Below are 19823 nucleotides of genomic sequence, written 5' to 3'. Positions count from 1 at the left end.
TCCGCTCCGGCGCTCATCGGTACGGGTGAAGTCGCGCGGACCGGAGCGGGGAGTGGCCGATGCAGGCGACACAGCGGCAGGAGTACGTCGAGTTCGTCACCGGGGCCACCCCGAAGCTGCGGCGCACCGCGTACCTGCTGACCGGCGACGGCGACCGCGCCGACGACGTGGTGCAGCAGACGCTCGTCCAGCTCTACGTGAAGTGGCACCGGGTGCGGGACGCCGACGACCTGGGCGCCTACGTGCACCGGATGCTGGTGAACGCCTTCCGGCAGGAGCGCCGGTCCCGGTGGCTCGGGGTCTACCTGTTCGACCGCGCGCCGGAACCACCGGCGGGGACCGGGCTGCGCGACGAGGGGGACACGGTCGCGGACGGCATGGCGGTGCCCCGGCTGGCTACGGTGATCCGGTGATCGACCCCGCACCGCCCCGGCCGCCGGCCCGACCCGATGCCCCCGCACCGCCCCGGCCGCCGGTCCCGTCCGACACCCCGGCACCGCCACCGCCGCCGGTCCGGTCCGACGCGCCCCCGCCGCTGGTGGCCGCCGTCGCCCGCGCGATCGCGCTGGTCGTGGTGCTGCCGGTCCGGCTGGCCTGGGAACTGGTCACCGTCGTCGGGGCCGCGCTGCACCGGTGGCTGCTCGCCCCGGTCGGCCGCTTCGTCGACCGGTGGCTGCTGCGCCCGCTGCGGTGGCTGTTGCACCACGTGCTCTGGCTGCCGCTGCTCTGGCTGTTCCGCAACCTCATCTGGCTGCCGCTGGTGTGGCTGGGTCGGGGACTGGCCTGGCTGGCCCGGATCCTGGTCTGGGTGCCGCTGGTCTGGTTGGGGCGCGGGCTCGCCTGGCTGGCGCGCACGGTGGTCTGGCTGCCGCTGGCCTGGTTGGCGTACCACCTGGTGTGGCTGCCGGCGGCGTGGCTGGCCCGCCGGCTCGCGCCGCTCGGCCGGTGGCTGCTGGCCGGGCTGACCGCCGTCGGCCGGTGGCTGCTGCGCGGCGCGGCGGCCGTCGCCCGGGTGCTGCTCGGCGCGCTCCGCTGGGCCTGGTGGGCGGCCGGCCGGCTGCTCTGGTGGGGGTACGTCGTGACGCTGCGGCCGTTCGTGCGCGGGGCGGGCTGGTTGTGGCGGCACGCCGTGGTGCCGGTGGGCCGGGCGTTCGCCGCCGCCTGGCGGGCCACCGTCACCCCGGCCGCCCGCTGGCTCCGTCACACAGTGCTCGACCCGATCCGCACCACCACCCGCGAGGTGCTGACCGCCCTCGGCCTCCGCCACTGACCCCCGCACCCGCTGTCGGCCCGATCCCCCCGCACGCGCAGAGCGGCTCGGATCTTGGTACGAAACGGCCCCAACAGGGGCCATTTTCTACCAAGATCGCCCGGTGGGCCGCGCCCCGGTGGGGCGCGGGGCGGGGTTCAGAAGAGGAGGTTGAGCCCGACGGTCAGGACGATCGAGGCGACCAGCGAGAAGAGGATCATCAGCAGGCAGCCGACGCCGCCGCCGAGCGGGCGGATCTCCACGTTTCCGAAGCGCATCGGGTCACCTCTCCGTCGTCGAGGGGTCGAGGAAGGCGCGGATCGCGGCGGCGACCTGCGCCGGGGCCGTGGTGGCGACATTGTGCGCGGCGCCGGGCACCACCACCTCCCGGGCGTCCGGGACGAGCCGGGCCAGCTCGCTGCGCCAGGGCGGTGGCACCACCGGGTCCCGGGCGCCGGTGACCACCAGGGTCGGGGCGGTTATCCGGACCAGGTCGGCCTCCACCGCGTTGCGCACCGAGTGGGTCAGCGTGGCGGAGACCCGCCAGGGGCGGGCGTCCCAGACGTCGCGCAGCAGGATCGGCGCCTGCAACGGCGCCTCCCGGAGGGTGTCGACCAGCCACCGTCCGAACTGGGCACGCCGGGAGCGCGAGGTCGGATCGGTGGTCGGCCCGGCCAGCACCACCGCGCGGACCGCGTCGGGGTGCCGGGCGGCGACCGCCGCGGCGACCTCCGCGCCGAAGGAGTGCCCGACCAGGCAGACCGGCGGCAGCCGGTACGCGGCCAGCCAGGCGGCGAGGTGCGCCGCGTGCCCGGGCACGTCGTACGCGGTGTCGGGGTGGGCGGAGAGCCCGAAGCCGGGCAGGTCCGGTACGTACACCGGATGGCTGGCGGCCAGCGCCAGGGCCAGCGGGGTGAGGTAGCGGTGCGACACGGCCAGCCCGTGCACCAGCACCACCGGCGGTGCGCCGGTGCCCGGGTCGCCGCCCCGGCGGGTGTGCGTCCGCAGCCCGGCGACCAGCCGCCACTCGCTGGTCAGCCCGGCGGCCGGGCGTGGCGCGGCGAACGCCAGGCGGAGGTCCGCCGGCCCGAACCGCCCGGGCGGCATGCTCGCCGGCCGGCGGAGCAGCTCGGTGACCGGATCCGGCGTGGTGGGCCGCCGCGGTGGGTCGACCGCCCGCGTCGCCGGCCCGGACGGTTCGCCGCCGGCAGGTGAGCCGGTCGCGCTCCCGGCGGGGCGTCGGGCCGGCCCGGGCGGTTCGTGACCACCGGGTGAGCCGGTCGCGCTCCCGGCCGGGCGTCGGGCGGGCCTCACAGGTCGCGCAGCCGCGGGAGCAGCTGCTCCTGCGCCCAGTCCAGGAACATCGGCTGGCTGTCGCCGCCCACCTGCACGATCGCCACGTGGGTGAAGCCGGCGTCGACGAACTTCTTGAACGCCTCGACGTGCCGGTCCACGTCCGGCCCGCAGGAGATGCCCTCGGCGACATCCTCCTCGCGGACGAACTGGGTGGCCGCGGCGAACCCCTCCGGCCCGGGCAGCTCGGCGTTGACCTTCCAGCCCAGCCCGAACCAGCGGAACTGGTCGTGCACGATCTTGCGGCACTCGGCCTCGTCGGGGCCGTAGCAGATGGCCACCTGCCCGTACCGGGGCTGGCCGGCGCCGCCGGCGTCCTCGAACAGTTCGACGATGTGCGGGTCCGGTTCGGTGGCGATGACGCCGTTGCCGTACTCGGCGGCGAGGGTGGCCGACTGCCGGCCCGAGGCGGCGATCGCCATCGGCACCGGGGTGTCCGGCCGGTCCCAGACGTAGGCGTCCGGCACGTCGTAGTGGTTGCCGGAGAAGGTCAGCGTCTCGCCGTTCAGCAGCGGCCGGATGATCTGCAGCGCCTCCTCGAACATCTCGTGCCGCTGCTGCACGTGCGGCCAGCCGCCCACCACGTGCTCGTTGAGGTTCTCCCCGGCGCCCAGGCCGAGGGTGAACCGGCCGTCCGAGAGCACCCCGACGGTGCTCGCCTTCTGCGCCACCACGGCCGGGTGGTAGCGGCGGATCGGGCAGGTGACGAAAGACATCAGCTCCGCCCGGGAGGTGGCGTGCGCGACCGCGCCGAGCACCGACCAGGCGTACGGGGAGTGCCCCTGGGAGTCCAGCCAGGGGTAGTAGTGGTCGGAGACGACGAGCTGGTCGAAGCCGGCCGCCTCGGCCCGTACCGCATGGTCGACCAGTTGCTTGGGACCGGCCTGCTCGCACATCAGGGTGTAGCCCACGCTGACCATGACGCCTCTCCTTCCGACCCGGGCGGAACATCCCCGGATACCCCGGCGGCCGTCGGTCAACCCTCCCGTCCGGTTCGTGGGCCGCCCCGACGGGCGGACCTTAACCGGTTCATTGCGTTCCCGAACCCATCGGCCTACGCTGATCCCTGCGCCGGGATCCGGGCGGCGGCCGTCGGGCTGCGGCCGCCTTCCCCTGTCAGTTCCCTCCCCACCGGGCAGTGGGGGTCCTCCCGTTGAGGAAGGCCATGAAGACACGACTCACCGCCGCCGGCGCGGCCCTGCTCGCCCTCCTGGCCGCCGTGCTGGCGTTCGGGCCACCGGCGCGGGCCGCGGCCGGCTTCACCGTCGCCAACGGCAAGCTCTACGACGCCAACGGCGCCGAGTTCGTCATGCGCGGCGTCAACCACGCGCACACCTGGTACCCGCAGCAGACCAGCTCGTTCGCCAACGTCAAGGCGCTCGGCGCGAACACCGTCCGGGTGGTGCTGGCCAGCGGCCAGCGCTGGACCCGCAACACCGACGCCGACGTCGCCAACGTCGTCTCGCTGTGCAAGGCCAACCGGCTGATCTGCGTGCTGGAGGTGCACGACACCACCGGCTACGGCGAGCAGAGCGGCGCGGCCAGCCTCGACCAGGCCGTCGACTACTGGATCAGCCTCGCCGACGTGCTCACCGGCGAGGAGGAGTACGTCATCGTCAACATCGGCAACGAGCCGTACGGCAACCAGGGCTACGCGGCCTGGACCACCGACACCAGCAACGCGATCAAACGGCTGCGTGCCGCCGGCTTCGACCACACGATCATGGTGGACGCCCCGAACTGGGGTCAGGACTGGGCGTTCACCATGCGCGACAACGCCGCGTCGGTGTTCGCCGCCGACCCGGACCGCAACACCGTCTTCTCCGTCCACATGTACGGCGTCTTCGACACCGCCGCCGAGATCAGCGACTACCTCGGCCGGTTCCGCAGCGCCGGACTGCCCATCGTGGTCGGGGAGTTCGGCCACAACCACTCCGACGGCGACCCGGACGAGGAGGCGATCTTCGCCTACACCCAGGCCAACGGGATCGGCTGGCTCGGCTGGTCGTGGAGCGGCAACGGCGGCGGGGTCGAGTACCTCGACATGGCCACCAACTTCAACCCGGCCAGCCTGACCAGCTGGGGGCAGCGGATCTTCAACGGCGCCAACGGCATCCGGCAGACCGCCCGGGAGGCGACCGTCTTCGGCACCCCGCCGACCACCCCGCCCCCGACCACGCCGCCGCCCACCACGCCGCCGCCGACCACCCCGCCGCCGGGCGGGTGCACGTCCAGCTACGCGGTGGTCAACCAGTGGCCCGGCGGCTTCCAGGGCGAGGTGAAGGTGACCGCCGGGTCGGCCGCGATCACCGGCTGGACGACGACCTGGACGTTCGCCAACGGCCAGGCGGTCAACCAGTCCTGGAACACCCGGCTGACCAGCAGCGGGTCGGCGGTCACCGCGCGCAACGTCGACTGGAACGGCCGGCTCGGCGCCGGCGCGAGCACCAGCTTCGGCTTCATCGCCAGCTGGAACGGCGCCAACGCGGTGCCGGCGGTGAGCTGCGCCGCCGGCTGACCGGCGAGCACCACCGGTGGCCGGGTCCGCGCGGGCCCGGCCACCCCGCCGACCGGTCGCCGCCGGGCCGGTCAGGACGGGGCGGCGCCCTCGGCCGTGGCGATCCTGGCCGCGCGCATGGTGAGGTAACGCTGCTCGGGCAGGCTGGTGGTGAGCCCGGCGGCCACCCGGTAGTGGTGCACCGCGCGGTCCCGGTCACCGGCCATCTCGTACAGGTGGGCGCGGGCCGCGTGCAGCCGGTGGTGCCCGGCCAGCCGTGGATCGTCGGCCAGGGCGGCGAGGGCGTCCAGCCCGGCGGCCGGGCCGTGCACCATGGCGGTGGCCACCGCCCGGTTCAGCGCCACCACCGGGCTGGCGGAGTGCCGCTCCAGCACCTGGTACAGGGCGAGGATCTGCGGCCAGTCGGTCTGCTCAGCGGTGGGCGCCTCGTCGTGCAGCGCCGCGATGGCCGCCTGGAGCTGGTACGGCCCGACCGGCCCGCGCGGCAGCGCCCGGGTGACCAGCGCGACGCCCTCGGCGATCAGCGCCGCGTCCCAGCGGCTCCGGTCCTGCTCGGCCAGGGAGATCAGCTCGCCGGCCGGCCCGGTCCGGGCCGCGCTGCGGGCGTCGGTGAGCAGCATCAGCGCCAGCAGCCCGGCGACCTCGCTGTCGTCGGGCAGCAGCCGGTGGATCGCCCGGGCCAGCCGGATGGCCTCCTCGGCCAGGTCCACCCGGCGCAGTTCCGCGCCCAGGCTGGCGGTGTGCCCCTCGGTGAAGATCAGGTAGAGCACGTGCAGCACCGCGGCCAGCCGTCGCTCCCGGTCCCGCTCGTCGGGCATCCGGAACGGCAGGCCGGAGCTGCGGATGCGCTGCTTGGCCCGGCTGATCCGTTGCGCCATGGTGGCCTCGGGCACGAGGAAGGCGCGGGCGATCTCGGCGGTGCTGAGCCCGCCCACCGCGCGCAGGGTCAGCGCGATCTGCGAGGCCGGCGAGAGCGCCGGGTGGCAGCAGAGGAAGAGCAGCACCAGCGTGTCGTCGCGGTCGGCGGTCAGCTGCTCGTCCACCGCCGGCACGACCTGGCGGTCGTCCGGCTCGCGGCGGGCGACGAGATCCTCCCGGCGTCGCCGGGCCGCCTCGCCGCGGACCAGTTCGACCATCCGGCGGTACGCGACCTGGATGAGCCAGCCGCGCGGGTTGTCCGGCGTACCCCCGGCCGGCCACTGGGTCGCCGCCGCCAGCAGCGCCTCCTGCACCGCGTCCTCGGCGGTGGCGAAGTCACCGAACCGGCGCGCGAGCACGCCGAGGACCTGCGGCGCCAGCTCGCGCAGCAGGTCCTCGACACCTCGGTCAGGGGCGGACAGTCGTCACATCTCCTGCGGTGGCGCGGACATCACCGGATGCACCTCGATCGGCATGTTCAGCGGCCGGCCACCCGGGCCGGGCGCGGTGGAGATGTGCGCGGCGATCTCGACGGCCCGCTCCGGGCTGTCGGTGTCGACGATCCACCAGCCGGCGAGGAACTCCTTGGTCTCGGCGAACGGGCCCTCGGTGACCACCGGCGCCCCGTCCGCGCCCGCCCGGACGATCTTCGCCTGCGCCGGCCCGGCGAGCCCCTCGCCCTGGACCCACTCCCCGTCGGCGACCAGCTTCGCGTTCACGTCCCCCATGAAGGCGATGTGCGCCTGGATCTCCTCGGGCGTCCACGTCTCGATCGAGGGGAAGTCCGTGCCCGCCGAGCTGAACTGCATCAGCAACATGTACTTCACGTCTCGCTCCTCACGTCTGCGCACCATCATCGGTGCTCTCACCCTGAGGTAGAAGCAGGCGCACCCGTTCTCGACATCCGCGTCGGAGAAATTTCCGGCGGATTCTCGGGCCGGCCCGACGCGGCTCAGTCCAGCGCGGTGACCTCCAGCAGCAGCGCCTGCTCCGGGTGCAGCGCGGGCAGTTGCAACCCCGCCGTGCCCAGTGCCGCGCCGGTCAGCGTCGCGCCGGCGGCCAGCCACGGCGGCGGCACCCGGTCCAGGGTCGCCGGCCCGGGTACGCCGCGCGCCGGCCGGACGGTGTAGCGCCGCCGCCGGTCCAGGCCGGGCAGCCGGACCGGGCCGGGCACCTGGGCCACCGAGGTGGCCAGCCGGGCCACCGCGTACACCGCCTGCGAGCGGTCGTGCGCGACCACGCCGTGCGCCCAGACGGCCGGGTCGGGGTGGTCCACCCGGACCACCCGCCCGGCGTGCAGCAGCGGGCGGAGCCGCTTGTGCAGCGCCACCCAGGCGGCCAGTTCGGCCCGCTCGCCCGCGTCGACCGAGCCGATGTCCCACTCGATGCCGTAGTGGCCGAAGAGCGCGGTGGTGGCGCGGAAGCTGAGGTCGTGCACCCGGTGGGTGGTGTGCGAGCGCTCCGGCCCGATGTGGCTGCCGACCAGCTCGGGCGGGAGCAGCAGCCCGGTCCAGCGCTGGATCGCCAGCCGCTCCAGGGCGTCGTTGCAGTCGCTGGCCCAGACCCGGTCGGTGCGGGCGAGGATCTCCAGGTCGACCCGGGCGCCGCCGGAGGCGCAGCTCTCGATCTCCACCGCCGGGTGGCGGCGGCGCAGCTCGTCGAGGAGCCGGTAGACCGCGAGGGTCTGCTCGTGCACCCCGGGCCGGCCGTGGTGGCCGGCGTCGGTGAGGTCCCGGTTGTGGTCCCACTTGAGGTAGCCGATCCCGGGATGCTCGGTGAGCAGCGCGTCCAGCCGGTCGAGCAGGTAGCCGTACGCCTCGGGGTGGGCCAGGTCGAGCACCTGCTGGTTGCGCCACGTCGGGGGCAGCCGGCCGGGCACCGCGAGCACCCAGTCGGGGTGGGCGCGGAACAGGTCGGAGTCGGGGTTGACCATCTCCGGCTCGACCCAGAGCCCGAACTGCAGGCCGCGCGCGGTGACGTGCTCGATCAGCGGGTGCAGCCCGGCCGGCCAGACGTCGTGGTCGACGTACCAGTCGCCGAGCCCGGCGGTGTCGTCGCGCCGGCCGCGGAACCAGCCGTCGTCGAGCACGAACCGTTCCACGCCGACCTCGGCGGCGTGGTCGGCGAGGGCCCGCAGCCGGTCCAGGTCGTGGTCGAAGTAGACCGCCTCCCAGACGTTCAGGGTGACCGGGCGGGGGCCGCGCGGGTGCCGGGGCCGGGCCCGCAGGTGGCGGTGCAGCACGTCGCTCAGCCCGTCCAGCCCGGCGTCCGACCAGGCCGCGTAGAGCAGGGGAGTGGCGTACTCCGCGCCGGGGGCGAGCAGCACCTCGCCGGGGGCGAGCAGTTCGCCGCCGCCGAGGGTGGACTCGCCGGTCGGCCGGCGCTCGGCGACGGTGACGTGGTCGCCGCTCCACGCGGTGTGCACCGCCCACACCTCGCCGTGGCCGAACCCGAACCCGGCAGTGCCGGCGACCAGCAGCAGCGTGGCGTCGTGCCCGGTACGCCCGTGCCGCCCTTCCCGGACCCAGGCGCCCATCGGCCACGGGTGCCGCTGCGGCGAGCGTTCCCGGCACCACCGCCCGGTCAGGTCGAGCAGTTCGGTGGCGACCGGTGGCACCGGCAGCACCGGGGTCAGCTCGCGCAGCTCGTAGGCGGTGGCGCCGGTGTTGCGCAACCGGTGGCGCAGCAGCAGCAGGCCGGTGGGGTCCAGTTCCAGCTCGACGGCCAGCGCCAGCCCGGCCCCGGCGTCGACCGCCCGTACGGTGACCCGCGCGGCGGAGGCCGGGTCGTCGTCGGAGACCTCGACCGCGTCGAGCCGGAACGCGGTCGACCAGGCGGCGCGCTCCCGGTGCCCGGCCAGGGCGGGGCGGCCGCTCCAGCCGGCGCTCGCCTCGGGCAGCAGGGACAGCACGGTGGGCGCGTCGAAGGCGCTCGGCACCACCGGCGCGACGCTGGCCGCCGCGAGCTGCCGCAGGCCGTCGGCGTCGAGCGGGCCGAGGTCGCCGCCCCAGTGCACGACCCGGGGCAGGCCCGGGCCGCGCGCGTCGAGCACCAGGTGGGTCCCGCCGCGGCGCAGGTGGACGATCGTCATCCCTTGGAAGCTCCCAGCGTCAGCCCCCGGACGAACTGCTTCTGCAACAGGAAGAAGATCACCAGGGTGGGGATCGCGACCAGCACGGAGCCGGCCGAGACCAGGTTGTTGTCGGTGAAGAACTCGCCGCGCAGGTTGTTCAGCGAGCTGGTCACCGGGAACTTGTCCCCGGTGCGCATCAGCACGGTGGCCCAGAAGAACTCGTTGTAGATCCAGGTCACCTCCAGGGTGGCCAGCGCCGCCAGGGCGGGCCGGCACAGCGGCATGGTGACCTGCCAGTACTGCCGCCAGACGCTGGCCCCGTCGACCATCGCCGCCTCGTACAGGTCGCGCGGCAGCGCCTTCATGTAGTTGCTCAGCACGAAGACGCAGAAGCCGCACTGGAAGGCGACGTTGACCAGGATCAGGCCCCAGTAACTGTCGTAGAGCAGTTCCGAGTCGCTCAGGAACGCCGGCAGCGGCACCTGGGTGAAGAGCCGGAACAGCGGGATCAGCAGGGCCTGCTGCGGCAGCAGGTTCGCCGCGGTGAACAGGCCGAGCAGGACGATGTTGACCTTCCAGCTGAACCGGGCGATGACGAACGCCACGCAGGAGGCGAGGAAGAGGGTCAGCAGCACCGCCGGCACGGTGATGTAGACGGAGTTGAGGAAGTGCTGGCCGAACTCGGCGGTGCGCCAGGCGGTGACGTAGTTGTCCAGGGTCCAGCCGCCGAAGGAGACATAGCCGTTGGCGGCGGTGTACTCGTAGGAGCGCAGCGAGGTCAGCACGGCCCAGAGGATCGGGAAGAGCCAGCCGAGCGCCACCGCGGTGAGGAAGACGTGCAGCACCACCCGCTGCGGGCGCAGCGGGCGGCGCTGCCGGCGGGGGGCGTCCGCCAGGTCGGTCGGGCGGGTCGTCGTCGCGGTGCTCATCGGCGCCCCTCCCGCATCACGGTGGCCAGGTAGATGGTGATGAAGACCAGCGAGACGACGAGCATGATGGTCGCCAGCGCCGAGCCGAAGCCGATTCGGCTGGCCTCGCCGACCACGTTCTGGGTGACCAGCGCGGAGAGCAGCTCCAGCCCGTTGCGGCCCTTGTTGACCACCCAGACCAGGTCGAACGCGCGCAGCGACTCGATCACCGTCACCACCAGCACGATGATGTTGATCGGGCGGAGCACCGGGAACACCACCCGGAAGAAGGTGTTGACCTCCGAGGCGCCGTCCACCGCCGCCGCCTCGCGCAGCGACGGGTCGACGCCCTTCAGCCCGGCCAGGTACAGCAGCATGATGTAGCCGACGTGCCGCCAGGCCGAGGCGACCAGCACGGCCCAGATGTTGACGTCCGGGTCGCCGTACCAGTCGACGTCGGTGCCGAACACCCCGTTGATCAGGCCCTGGTCGCGGGAGTAGAGCAGCTGCCAGACGAAGCCGATCAGCGCCAGCGAGAGCACCACCGGCAGGTAGAGCGCGGTCTGGTAGAACCGGCTGCCGCGCAGCTCCTTGTCGAGCAGCACGGCCAGGAACATCCCCAGCGGGGTGGCCACCACGAACAGCGCGGCCAGCCAGAGCAGGTTGTTCTGCACGGCCGGGACGAACGGCGGGTAGATCTGTACGACGTCGGCGTAGTTGCGGCCGCCGACCCACTCGATCTCGCTCAACGGGCCGATGCCGTCCCAGTCGGTGCCGGAGAGCGCCACCGTGGCCAGCGCCGGCAGCCAGACCAGGCCGACGACGAGCAGCAGCGGTACGAGCACCATCAGCGCGATCACCACGCGGTCGGTGCGGGACAGGAGCCGTAGCCGGCGGCCACGGCCACCCGTGGGGGTGGCCGCGGCCGGCGACGGCACGGCGCGATCCGCTTGGATCAGGGGCAGGTCGGACACGGTGGTCCTCCCCCTCTCGCCGTCAGTCGGTGAAGATCGACTTCTTCTGGTTCTCGATGCTGGTCAGCAGGCCGCTGATGTCCTTCGGGTCCTTGATGAACTGCTGGAAGGCCGGGATGATCACCGTCGAGGCGAAGTCCGGCCGGGTGTCCCGGTCCAGGAACTGGGCGATCTCGGTGGCCGAGCCGACCAGCTCCGCGGCCTTTTTCTGCAGCGCGGTGTAGCCGCTGGTGTCGGCCTGGCCGTTGGCGACCAGGGTGCTCGGGTCGTTCTTCACGGTGATGTCCGCGGCCGCCTTGGAGCCGAGGTACTCCAGCAGCTTCTTGGCGTTCTCCTCCGCCTTCGGCCGGCGGGCCAGCATGTAGCCGTCGATCGGCGCGTCCAGGGCCTTGGCCCCGATCGCCGGGTCGATCTCCGGGAAGGTGAAGAAGTCCAGGTCGTCCTGCTCGTCGTTGTTGAACTGCTGGCCGACGAAGAGCCCGAGCAGGTACATGCCGGACTTCTTCTGCTGCAACGACTGGGCCGCCTCCTGCCAGGTGCGCCCGAGGCTGTCCGGCTGGTGCAGCGGCAGCAGACCCGCCCAGGTGTCGAAGACCTTCTTCACCTTGTCGGAGGTCCACGCCTCCTTGCCGGCCATCAGGTCCACGTGGAACTGGTAGCCGTTGATCCGCAGGTTGAGGATGTCGAAGGTGCCCATCGCCGGCCAGCCGTCCTTGTCGGCGAAGGCGATCGGGATCAGGCCGTCCTTCTTCATCTGACCGGCGAGGTTGGTCAGGTCGTCGAGCGTCTTCGGCACCTGGTAGCCGTACTGCTGCCAGACCGACTTGCGGTAGAACATCGCCCACGGGTAGTACGACGCCGGCACGAAGTACTGCTTGCCGTCGTCACCGGTCGACGCCTTCTTGAACGCGTCGGAGTAGCCGGAGAGTTTGCCCCACACGTCGCTGAGGTCGCCGGCCAGCCCACGGGCGGCGAAGAAGCGCATCCGGTAGCCGGCGAACCAGGTGAACACGTCGTCCGGCTTGCCCTGGAGATAGTTGTTGATGTTCTCCTGGAACGTGTTGTGATCCACCGTGTTGATCGAGACCTGCACGCCGGACGAGGTCTGGAAGCCCGCCATGACCTTGGCGATGACGTCCTTGGGCTTGGGGTCGGACTGGTTGGAGCCCAGGGTGACCGTCTTGGCGTCCGACCCGCCGGAGTCGGAACCACCGCAGCCGGCGAGCAGGCCGGTGCCGAGCAGCGCACCGGCGCCGGCCGTGCCGGCCAGCAGGGACCGCCGGTTCAGGCCGGCGACGGAGGGCGGTACGAGACGGGCCAGGTACTCGGCGTGGGATCGGGGACGGGACATGGTGCCTCCTGCGGATGAGAAGGTGCACTGCGCCCGAGGGCCGTCAGTGGTGGCGGGGCCGGCCGGTCGTGATCCCACATCCGGATCCACCGTGAATCCACATTGGCGAACACGAACTGCCAGTGGCGCCTCAAGCTACTCGTCGTTCCGGCGCTGTCAAGGGGTTGGTGAGGGGCCGATAACCCAGTCGTGACAAGCCCGTTACGAGGTAAACGTTGGAAATGTTGTCGATGTTGGAAACTGTTGACTTGCCGACGCCGTCGGGGCACGCTCTGCTGCCATGCGGCGATGGCAGGGCGACCACATCTACTTCGGCGCCGACTACAACCCTGAGCAGTGGCCCGAGCAGACCTGGGCCGAGGACGTCGAGCTGATGCGCCGCGCCGGGGTCAACCTGGTCTCGGTCGGCATCTTCTCCTGGGCCCTGCTGGAACCGGAGCCGGGCCGCTTCGAGTTCGGCTGGCTGGACCGGGCGCTGGAGGTGCTGCACGGCGGGGGCATCCAGGTCGACCTGGCCACCGCCACCGCGAGCTCGCCACCGTGGCTCGCCCACCGGCACCCGGAGACACTGCCGCGGCGGGCCGACGGCGCGGTGCTCTGGCCGGGCGGCCGGCAGGCGTACTGCCCCAGCTCGCCGGTGTTCCGCGAGCGCTCGCTCGCGCTGGTCGAGGCGGTCGCCACCCGGTACGCCGAGCACCCGGCGGTGGTGATGTGGCACGTCTCCAACGAGCTGGGCTGCCACAACGTGCACTGCTACTGCGACGTCAGCGCCGAGGCGTTCCGCCGCTGGCTGCGCGGACGCTACGGCGACCTGGACCGGCTCAACGACGCCTGGGGCACCGCCTTCTGGAGCCAGCGCTACGGCGACTGGGCCGAGGTGAACCCGCCGCGCGTCGCGCCCACCTTCGCCAACCCCACCCAGCAGCTGGACTTCCTGCGCTTCTCCTCCGACGAGCAGCGCGCCCAGTTGCGGGCCGAGCGCGAGGTGCTGGGCCGGCTGGTGCGGCAACCGGTCACCACCAACTTCATGATCGGCACCGGCATCAAGTACCTCGACTACCACTCCTGGGCGTCGGATGTGGACCTGGTCGCCAACGACCACTACCTCACCGCCGCCGACCCGGAGGCGCACATCGGGCTGGCGCTGTCGGCCGACCACACCCGCGGCGTCGCCGGCGGCGCGCCGTGGCTGCTCATGGAGCACTCCACCAGCGCTGTCAACTGGCAGCCGCGCAACGTGGCGAAGACCCCCGGGCAGCTGCGCCGCAACAGCCTGGCGCACGTCGCCCGCGGCGCCGACGGCGTGCTGTTCTTCCAGTGGCGGGCGTCCCGGGCCGGCGCGGAGAAGTTCCACTCCGCGCTGGTCCCGCACGCCGGGCCGGAGACCAAGGTGTTCCGCGAGGTGTGCCGGCTCGGCGCCGACCTGGCCAACCTGGCCGAGGTACGCGGCAGCCGGGTGGACGCCCAGGTGGCCATCCTGTTCGACTACGAGGCGTGGTGGGGTGCCGAGCTGGACTCCCACCCCAGCGTCGACGTCACCTACGGCGACCGGCTCCGGGCGCTCTACGACGCGCTCTGGCGGCAGGGGATCACCGCCGACATCGTGCACCCGTCGGCCGACCTCTCCGGCTACCGGCTGGTGCTGGCGCCCACGCTCTACCTGGTCCGCGACGCGCACGCCGCGGCGCTGCGCGCCTTCGTCGAAGCCGGCGGCACCGCCCTGGTCACCTACTTCAGCGGCATCGTCGACGAGCACGACCACATCCGGCTCGGCGGCTACCCCGGCGCGTTCCGGGACCTGCTCGGCGTCCGCACCGAGGAGTTCTTCCCGCTGCGCCAGGGGGAGCGGGTCCGCCTCGACGACGGCTCGACCGCCGACGTGTGGACCGAGTGGCTGCACACCGAGGGCGCGCGGGTGCTCGCCGCGTACGCCGACGGGCCGCTGCCGGGGGTGCCGGCGCTGACCCGGCACCCGGTCGGCGCCGGCGCCGCCTGGTACCTGGGCACCCGGCTGGACCAGCCGGCCACCGACCGGCTGGTGGCCCGGCTGGTGGCCGAGTCCGGCGTCCGCCCGGCGGCGTCGGCCCCGCCCGGCGTGGAGGTGGTGCGCCGCCGCGACGGCGAGCGCAGCTGGCTCTTCGTGGTCAACCACACCGACGCGCCCGCCCGGATCGAGGCCACCGGCACCGAGCTGTTGACCGGCGGCCGGTGCCCCGGTGAGCTGGTCGTACCCGCCGGAGAGGTGGCGGTGGTCCGCGAGGACCGGGCCGCCGGGCCGGCGTGAGGCCCGTACAGTGACGGCCGCGAAGGAGGTTACCCAGATGCTGGCCCAGCAGCGGCAGACCGCCATCCTCGAGCTGATCCGCCAGCGCGGCGGGGTACGGGTCAGTCACCTGGTGAGCCGCTTCGGCGTCTCGGACATGACCATCCGGCGCGACCTGGAGGTGCTCGCCGAGCGGGGTCTGGTCGACAAGGTGCACGGCGGGGCGACGCTGGCCGGCCCCGGTTCGGCCGAGGAGCCCGGCTTCGCCGCCAAGTCGATCCGCCAGCAGGCCGAGAAGCGGGCCATCGCCGAGCGGGCCGCCCGGCTGGTCGAGCCCGGCATGGCGATCGCGCTCTCCGCCGGCACCACCACTGCCGCGCTGGCCACCCTGCTCGCCGACGTACGCGGGCTGACCGTGGTGACCAACTCGATCCCGGTCGCCGACGCGCTCTACCAGAACCCCCGCGCCGACCAGACGGTGGTGCTCACCGGCGGCATCCGCACCCCGTCCGACGCGCTGACCGGGCCGGTGGCCGAGGCGGCGATCGGCGCGCTCAACGTCGACCTGCTCTTCCTCGGCGTGCACGGGATGAGCCCGCGCACCGGCTTCACCACCCCCAACCTGCTGGAGGCGGGGGTCAACCGGTGCCTGATCAACGCCTCGCGCCGGCTGGTGGTGCTGGCCGACCACACCAAGTGGGAGACCATCGGCATCGCCACCATCGCCCCGCTGGAGGACGCCGACGTGCTGATCACCGACGGCGGGCTGCCGGCGGAAGCCCGGGCCGCGATCGGTGAACAGGTGGGTGAGCTGATCGTCGTCGAGGTGGAGTGAGCCCGTCGCGCCTCCCAGGCACCTCACAGCGGCGGCGGCTAGGGTGCCGGGTGAGCGTCCCGTTCCAGGGTGGAGCGGGACCGGCGGCACGGGAGTTCGCATGGTCTTCAAGAAGATGTTGAGCGCGCTCGGCGTGGGCGGTCCCAGCGTGGACACCGTCCTGACGAACCCGAACACCCGCCCGGGCCTGACGCTCGAGGGCCAGGTCAACCTGCTCGGCGGGGACGCGCCGGCCAACATCGAGCAGGTGGTGCTCGGGCTGGTCACCCGGGTCGAGATCGAGGGCGGCGACACCGAGTACGCCGGCATCATGGAGTTCCACCGGATGGTGGTCAGCGGGCCGCTCCAGCTGGCCCCGAAGCAGCAGCTCGCCATCCCGTTCCAACTGCCGGTGCCGTGGGAGACCCCGATCACCGACGTCTACGGCCAGCGGCTGCGCGGCATGACGATGGGGCTGCGCACCGAGCTGGCGGTGGCCCGGGCGGTGGACAAGAGCGACCTGGACCAGGTCAACGTGCACCCGCTGCCGGTGCACGAGCGGATCCTGGAGGCGTTCCAGCGGCTCGGCTTCCGGTTCAAGCACGCCGACCTGGAGCGCGGCCGGATCCACGGGGTGCAGCAGACGCTCCCCTTCTACCAGGAGATCGAGTTCTTCGCCGCGCCGCAGTACGCGCAGACCGTCGCCGAGGTGGAGCTGACCTTCGTCACCAGCCGGGACGGCGTGGACGTGATCCTGGAGTGCGACAAGCGCGGCGGCTTCCTCAGCGCCGGGCACGACGTCTTCGGCCGCTACCGGGTCCCGCACACCGACGCCGACCGGGTCGACTGGGCGCAGGTGGTCGACGGCTGGCTGCGGGAGACCACCTCCCGCTACGGCAGCCTGCGCGCCCAGGGCTTCGGCGTGCCGCACGCCCGCGGCCGGGGCCACGGCATGGGCGGCATGGTCGCCGGCGCCGCGCTCGGGGTGGCCGGCGGCATGATCGCCGGCGAGATGGTCGAGGACGCCTTCGAGGGCGACTTCGGCGAGGACTTCGGCGGGTTCGAGGAGTAGTACCAACACGACGATGGCCTCCGGGACTTGCTCCCGGAGGCCATTCGTGCTGCGGCGCGCGGTACGCGGTCAGTGCCGGGCCTTGCGCTCCTCACCGCTGCGCCAGTTGCTGCCGGCCTTGGCCAGACCACGGCTACCGAGGTATCCGATGGTCAGTAGCGTGACCATGAACCAGGCGTTGTCGGCCCGGAAGATGTCCACCCCGGTCGAGTTCCGCCCGACCAGCTGCGAGGCGGCCAGCACGCCGATCACGGCGGCGATGTAGACCCAGAACTCGGTGGTACGCAGCGACGGCTTGGTCTCCGTGCCGGGCGCCTGCATGGCCTCACGACGCCCGTCGTTCACCATCGGCATCGGACGGGTGGGCGTCTCCCGGATGGCCCGGTCCTGCATGGTGCGGTCGGGCGCGTCCTGCGCGGGCCGGTTGATCGGCCTGGTGGATGCAGCCTGCGTGCTCATCTTGTCCTCCTCGGATGCGATGAGTCGTTCCCTGCACTCCCTCGCCCCGCTACCGCGTTTCGGCCACGGCACGGTTCGCGTTCATGGCGGGGGCACCCCCCGACTACCCGACCCCCCCAGGGCAGTAACACCGGGTCACAGCCGAATATCCGCCGATCCGCCGGTGGCACCGGGACCGGGTGCCACCGGCGGGGCACGTCAGCGCAGGCCGTTGCGGATCGCCACGCTGACCAGCAGATCCGGGTCGTCGGTGATGATGCCGTCCACGCCGAGGTCGATCACCCGTTGCATCACCCGGGCGTCGTTGACGGTGTACGGCACCACCTTCAGGCCGTACCGGGCCTGCAGGGTGCGCACGTCCGGTCCGTGGAAGTATGCCGGGTCCTCCCGCAGGTACCAGTCGGCGTCCGGCACGGTGCCCTGCGCCGGGTCGTGCACCTGCCAGTTCGCCGACACCGTCCCGGCGCCCGCGGCCCGGGTCAGCCGGCCCAGGTCCCGGTGCTTCCACCAGTCCAGCCCGCCGGTCCACGGGCTGCGCACGGTCGGGTCGCCGTACACCGCCCGCAGTGAGCACTCGTCGGCGAGGCTGGCACACTCGGCCGGACCGTACTGCCAGACCAGCGCGACAGTGCCGATCCGCTTGTCCAGATCCTTCGCGTAGCGGATGGTGCGCCAGTCGAACGACTGGATGGTCACCCGGTCGGTGAACCGGGCCCGCTCGATCGCGGTGACCAGCTTGCGGGTGAAGCTCCGGTACGGCTCGGTGTCGTCCGCCAACGGGCTGAGCTTGGTCTCGATGTTCAGCCGGACGTCCGCCCGGGCGCTGCGCCGCACCAGCGCGAAGACCTCGTCCAGGGTCGGGATCCGGGCGCCCGGGGCGGGCACCTGCGCGGGCAGCTCCGGCAGCGTCCGGGTGCCGCAGTCGATCGTCCTGAGCTGCGCCAGGGTCAGCTCGTGCACCGGCTTGCCCACGTACGGGAACTCCGGGTCACCGGGTCGGGCCGGGGCGGTGTCGACGCAGTGCGAGCCGTTGATCGTCCGGTCGTGCAGCACCACCAGCGTGCCGTCCTCGGTCACCCCGGTGTCCAGCTCCAGGGTGGAGATCGCCGGGTTCTCCAGCGCGTGCGCGAAGGCGGGCAGGGTGTTCTCCGGGCGGGTGGCCCGGCCGCCCCGGTGCGCCTGCACGTCGAACGGGGAGGCGTACGCCGTCGGCGGCCGGTGGCCGCGCTGCGCGAGCAGGCCGCGCAGCCGGTCCGGGTAGTCGGTGATGATGCCGTCCACGCCGTCGTCGATCAGCTTCGCCATCGTCGGCACGTCGTCCACCGTCCACGGGACGACCTTGAGTCCGTGGCGGTGCGCCCGCGCCACCATCTCCCGGGTGACGTACGGCCGGTAGTCGGGGTCGGTGACCTTTCCGTTCTGCGGGAAGCCGTGCACCGGCGAGAAGGCGTCGGCGCCGAAGCTGCGCACGGCCCGGACCGGGTCGCCGTCGAAGTCGTCGATGTCCAGGCCACCCAGCCACGGCGAGGCGCCCGGCCGGCCGGTCTGCAGGAAGTCGTAGTTGGTCAGCGCGACCAGCGGCAGCCGGGGCTCGACCTGGCGCATCCGCATCAGCGCGCCCCAGTCGAAGCTCTGCACGGTCACCTGCCGCAGCAGCCCGGCGCGCCGGATCTCGGCCGCGGTGACCTGCACGAACTGCTCCCGCGGGGCGGTCTCGGTCGGGGCGCCGGCCTCCACCTTGGTCTCCACGTTGAGCGTCACGTCGTCCGCCCGGTAGCGCTTGACCAGCGCGAAGACCTCGCGCAGCAGCGGCATCCGGGCACCCGGCACGGCGAGCTGGCCGGGCTTGTCGGCCAGCGTCCGCGACCCGCAGTCCAGGGTGCGCACCTGGGCCAGGGTCAGCGTGTTGACGTACCTGCCGACGTACGGGAACTCCGGGTCGCCCGGCGTCACCGGGGCGGTGTCCACGCACTTGGCGCCGCTGACCCTGCGGTCGTGGGTGACCACGGCCTGGCCGTCCTCGGTGATCTGCACGTCCAGTTCCAGGGTGCTCACCCCGAGCTGGAGGGCGTTGCCGAAGGCGGCCAGGGTGTTCTCCACCCGCAGCCCCAGGCCGCCGCGGTGGGCCTGCACGTCGAATGTCCGGTCCGGTAGCGGTTTCGCCTCCGCGGGCACCGCGAGACCGGTCGTCACGGTCGCCGCCGCCAGGGCCGCGACGGCGGTACGGCGTACTGCGCGCACGCTGTCCTCTCTCCCTCCGGCGGGGATCTCCCGCCGGTCCGCGGGTCAGCATGGGCAGCCCGGACGGCCGGCAGGCGAGCGGCGAACGACACCCCGGTGAACCGGCGGTGCGGGTTTGGCCGGCCAGTCGTCGGGCACGCACAGAGACCGACCCTTTTCTGCGAGGTGATGGATCGTGCGTGAGGACGACATGCGACAGGACGCCGCCCGGCGGGCGGAGAACCGGATCGCCGGCGGTGTGTACGGCGAGGGCGCCCTGGACGAGGTGACCGTGCCCCGCACGGACGTGGAGCGGGTGCGCCAGGAGGAGGACCCGGACGACCCGGCGCACGTGTCGGTCGACCCCACCGTGCTGCGCGACGGCGGCCCGACCCGGGGTCAGGGCGCGGTCACCACGACCGGTGGCACCGCCGGCCCGGCGAGCGTGCGGCGGCTGGCCCGCCAGCCGGAGCGGCACCCCGGCAAGGTCGCCCCGACCACCACCGGCGACGCCACCACCGGTGGCCTGAGCACCCCCACCGGCGGCTCCACCAGCGACCAGTCCACCATCGCCACCGGCCCCGGCAACACCACCACCGAGTAGTGACCCCCGTTGATCATGAGGTTGGCGGCAGTGGAGGAGATCCACAT

General features: G+C 72.9%; 17 protein-coding genes. 7 read left to right on the top strand and 10 right to left on the bottom strand.

The window, feature by feature from the left end; all coding sequences use genetic code 11:
• The first annotated feature begins 59 nt into the window (after window positions 1–59).
• Both SM577_RS29550 and SM577_RS29545 read left to right on the top strand, forming a co-directional pair.
• Window positions 60–413 (top strand): sigma factor, encoded by a 354-nt coding sequence (locus SM577_RS29550; RefSeq protein ID WP_474588518.1) that lies wholly within the window; start codon window positions 60–62, stop codon window positions 411–413.
• Window positions 410–1270, top strand: coding sequence for a hypothetical protein (locus tag SM577_RS29545; protein WP_474581620.1), 861 nt, complete (start codon window positions 410–412; stop codon window positions 1268–1270). The genes SM577_RS29550 and SM577_RS29545 overlap by 4 nt, the downstream gene beginning before the upstream one ends.
• 261 nt (window positions 1271–1531) lie before the next feature.
• On the opposite strand, the gene SM577_RS29540 is transcribed toward SM577_RS29545, so the two are convergent.
• Window positions 1532–2356: an alpha/beta fold hydrolase gene (locus SM577_RS29540; protein ID WP_474581619.1), complete on the bottom strand. Its 825-nt coding sequence runs from the start codon at window positions 2354–2356 to the stop codon at window positions 1532–1534.
• Window positions 2357–2559: 203 nt separating this feature from the next.
• Window positions 2560–3522 (bottom strand): TIGR03557 family F420-dependent LLM class oxidoreductase, encoded by a 963-nt coding sequence (locus SM577_RS29535; protein ID WP_474581618.1) that lies wholly within the window; start codon window positions 3520–3522, stop codon window positions 2560–2562.
• Between the two features lie 245 nt (window positions 3523–3767).
• Between SM577_RS29535 and SM577_RS29530 the strand changes: the two genes are divergently transcribed.
• Window positions 3768–5120 (top strand): cellulase family glycosylhydrolase, encoded by a 1353-nt coding sequence (locus SM577_RS29530; RefSeq protein WP_474588517.1) that lies wholly within the window; start codon window positions 3768–3770, stop codon window positions 5118–5120.
• 71 nt (window positions 5121–5191) lie between these two features.
• On the opposite strand, the gene SM577_RS29525 is transcribed toward SM577_RS29530, so the two are convergent.
• From SM577_RS29525 to SM577_RS29500, 6 genes are all read right to left on the bottom strand, one after another.
• On the bottom strand, window positions 5192–6460 hold the full coding sequence (locus tag SM577_RS29525; RefSeq protein WP_474588549.1) for an RNA polymerase sigma factor: 1269 nt from the start codon (window positions 6458–6460) through the stop codon (window positions 5192–5194).
• Between the two features lie 3 nt (window positions 6461–6463).
• Window positions 6464–6856, bottom strand: a complete 393-nt coding sequence (locus tag SM577_RS29520) for a YciI family protein (protein WP_302918692.1) — start codon at window positions 6854–6856, stop codon at window positions 6464–6466.
• 134 nt (window positions 6857–6990) lie between these two features.
• Window positions 6991–9129, bottom strand: coding sequence for an alpha-galactosidase (locus SM577_RS29515; protein ID WP_474588516.1), 2139 nt, complete (start codon window positions 9127–9129; stop codon window positions 6991–6993).
• Window positions 9126–10040, bottom strand: coding sequence for a carbohydrate ABC transporter permease (locus SM577_RS29510; RefSeq protein WP_302917444.1), 915 nt, complete (start codon window positions 10038–10040; stop codon window positions 9126–9128). Before SM577_RS29510 ends, SM577_RS29515 begins: the two co-directional genes overlap by 4 nt.
• Window positions 10037–10993, bottom strand: coding sequence for a carbohydrate ABC transporter permease (locus SM577_RS29505; protein ID WP_302917443.1), 957 nt, complete (start codon window positions 10991–10993; stop codon window positions 10037–10039). The genes SM577_RS29510 and SM577_RS29505 overlap by 4 nt, the downstream gene beginning before the upstream one ends.
• A 22-nt stretch (window positions 10994–11015) precedes the next feature.
• The gene (locus SM577_RS29500; protein WP_474588515.1) at window positions 11016–12344 is read right to left on the bottom strand and encodes an ABC transporter substrate-binding protein; all 1329 of its coding nucleotides are present in this window, start codon (window positions 12342–12344) and stop codon (window positions 11016–11018) included.
• Between the two features lie 280 nt (window positions 12345–12624).
• Between SM577_RS29500 and SM577_RS29495 the strand changes: the two genes are divergently transcribed.
• The 3 genes from SM577_RS29495 to SM577_RS29485 all read left to right on the top strand — a co-directional run bounded on the left by SM577_RS29495 (window position 12625) and on the right by SM577_RS29485 (window position 16493).
• Window positions 12625–14628: a beta-galactosidase gene (locus SM577_RS29495; protein WP_474588514.1), complete on the top strand. Its 2004-nt coding sequence runs from the start codon at window positions 12625–12627 to the stop codon at window positions 14626–14628.
• Between the two features lie 37 nt (window positions 14629–14665).
• Window positions 14666–15442, top strand: a complete 777-nt coding sequence (locus SM577_RS29490) for a DeoR/GlpR family DNA-binding transcription regulator (RefSeq protein WP_302917440.1) — start codon at window positions 14666–14668, stop codon at window positions 15440–15442.
• Between the two features lie 100 nt (window positions 15443–15542).
• A complete protein-coding gene (locus SM577_RS29485; RefSeq protein WP_474588513.1) occupies window positions 15543–16493 on the top strand; it encodes a sporulation protein in 951 nt (316 codons plus the stop codon).
• 69 nt (window positions 16494–16562) lie between these two features.
• Here the strand turns inward: SM577_RS29485 and SM577_RS29480 are convergent, their stop codons facing one another.
• The gene (locus SM577_RS29480; protein ID WP_302917438.1) at window positions 16563–16952 is read right to left on the bottom strand and encodes a hypothetical protein; all 390 of its coding nucleotides are present in this window, start codon (window positions 16950–16952) and stop codon (window positions 16563–16565) included.
• Between the two features lie 198 nt (window positions 16953–17150).
• Window positions 17151–19193, bottom strand: coding sequence for a glycerophosphodiester phosphodiesterase family protein (locus SM577_RS29475; RefSeq protein WP_474588512.1), 2043 nt, complete (start codon window positions 19191–19193; stop codon window positions 17151–17153).
• A gap of 175 nt (window positions 19194–19368) precedes the next feature.
• On the opposite strand from SM577_RS29475, the gene SM577_RS29470 reads away from it, so the two are divergent.
• Complete coding sequence (locus tag SM577_RS29470) at window positions 19369–19776, top strand: hypothetical protein (protein WP_302917436.1); 408 nt, start codon at window positions 19369–19371, stop codon at window positions 19774–19776.
• Window positions 19777–19823 lie beyond the last annotated feature (47 nt).

Source organism: Micromonospora desertarenae, assembly GCF_056150265.1.
This window is presented reverse-complemented; position numbering and strand designations above follow the sequence as displayed.

Coding starts and splice junctions, on each gene's coding strand:
- SM577_RS29480 (WP_302917438.1), bottom strand. CDS start 16,952: ATGAGCACGCAGGCTGCATCCACCAGGCCGATCAACCGGCCCGCGCAG.
- SM577_RS29520 (WP_302918692.1), bottom strand. CDS start 6,856: ATGTTGCTGATGCAGTTCAGCTCGGCGGGCACGGACTTCCCCTCGATC.
- SM577_RS29540 (WP_474581619.1), bottom strand. CDS start 2,356: ATGCCGCCCGGGCGGTTCGGGCCGGCGGACCTCCGCCTGGCGTTCGCC.
- SM577_RS29530 (WP_474588517.1), top strand. CDS start 3,768: ATGAAGACACGACTCACCGCCGCCGGCGCGGCCCTGCTCGCCCTCCTG.
- SM577_RS29535 (WP_474581618.1), bottom strand. CDS start 3,522: ATGGTCAGCGTGGGCTACACCCTGATGTGCGAGCAGGCCGGTCCCAAG.
- SM577_RS29515 (WP_474588516.1), bottom strand. CDS start 9,129: ATGACGATCGTCCACCTGCGCCGCGGCGGGACCCACCTGGTGCTCGAC.
- SM577_RS29495 (WP_474588514.1), top strand. CDS start 12,625: ATGCGGCGATGGCAGGGCGACCACATCTACTTCGGCGCCGACTACAAC.
- SM577_RS29500 (WP_474588515.1), bottom strand. CDS start 12,344: ATGTCCCGTCCCCGATCCCACGCCGAGTACCTGGCCCGTCTCGTACCG.
- SM577_RS29490 (WP_302917440.1), top strand. CDS start 14,666: ATGCTGGCCCAGCAGCGGCAGACCGCCATCCTCGAGCTGATCCGCCAG.
- SM577_RS29485 (WP_474588513.1), top strand. CDS start 15,543: ATGGTCTTCAAGAAGATGTTGAGCGCGCTCGGCGTGGGCGGTCCCAGC.
- SM577_RS29550 (WP_474588518.1), top strand. CDS start 60: ATGCAGGCGACACAGCGGCAGGAGTACGTCGAGTTCGTCACCGGGGCC.
- SM577_RS29510 (WP_302917444.1), bottom strand. CDS start 10,040: ATGAGCACCGCGACGACGACCCGCCCGACCGACCTGGCGGACGCCCCC.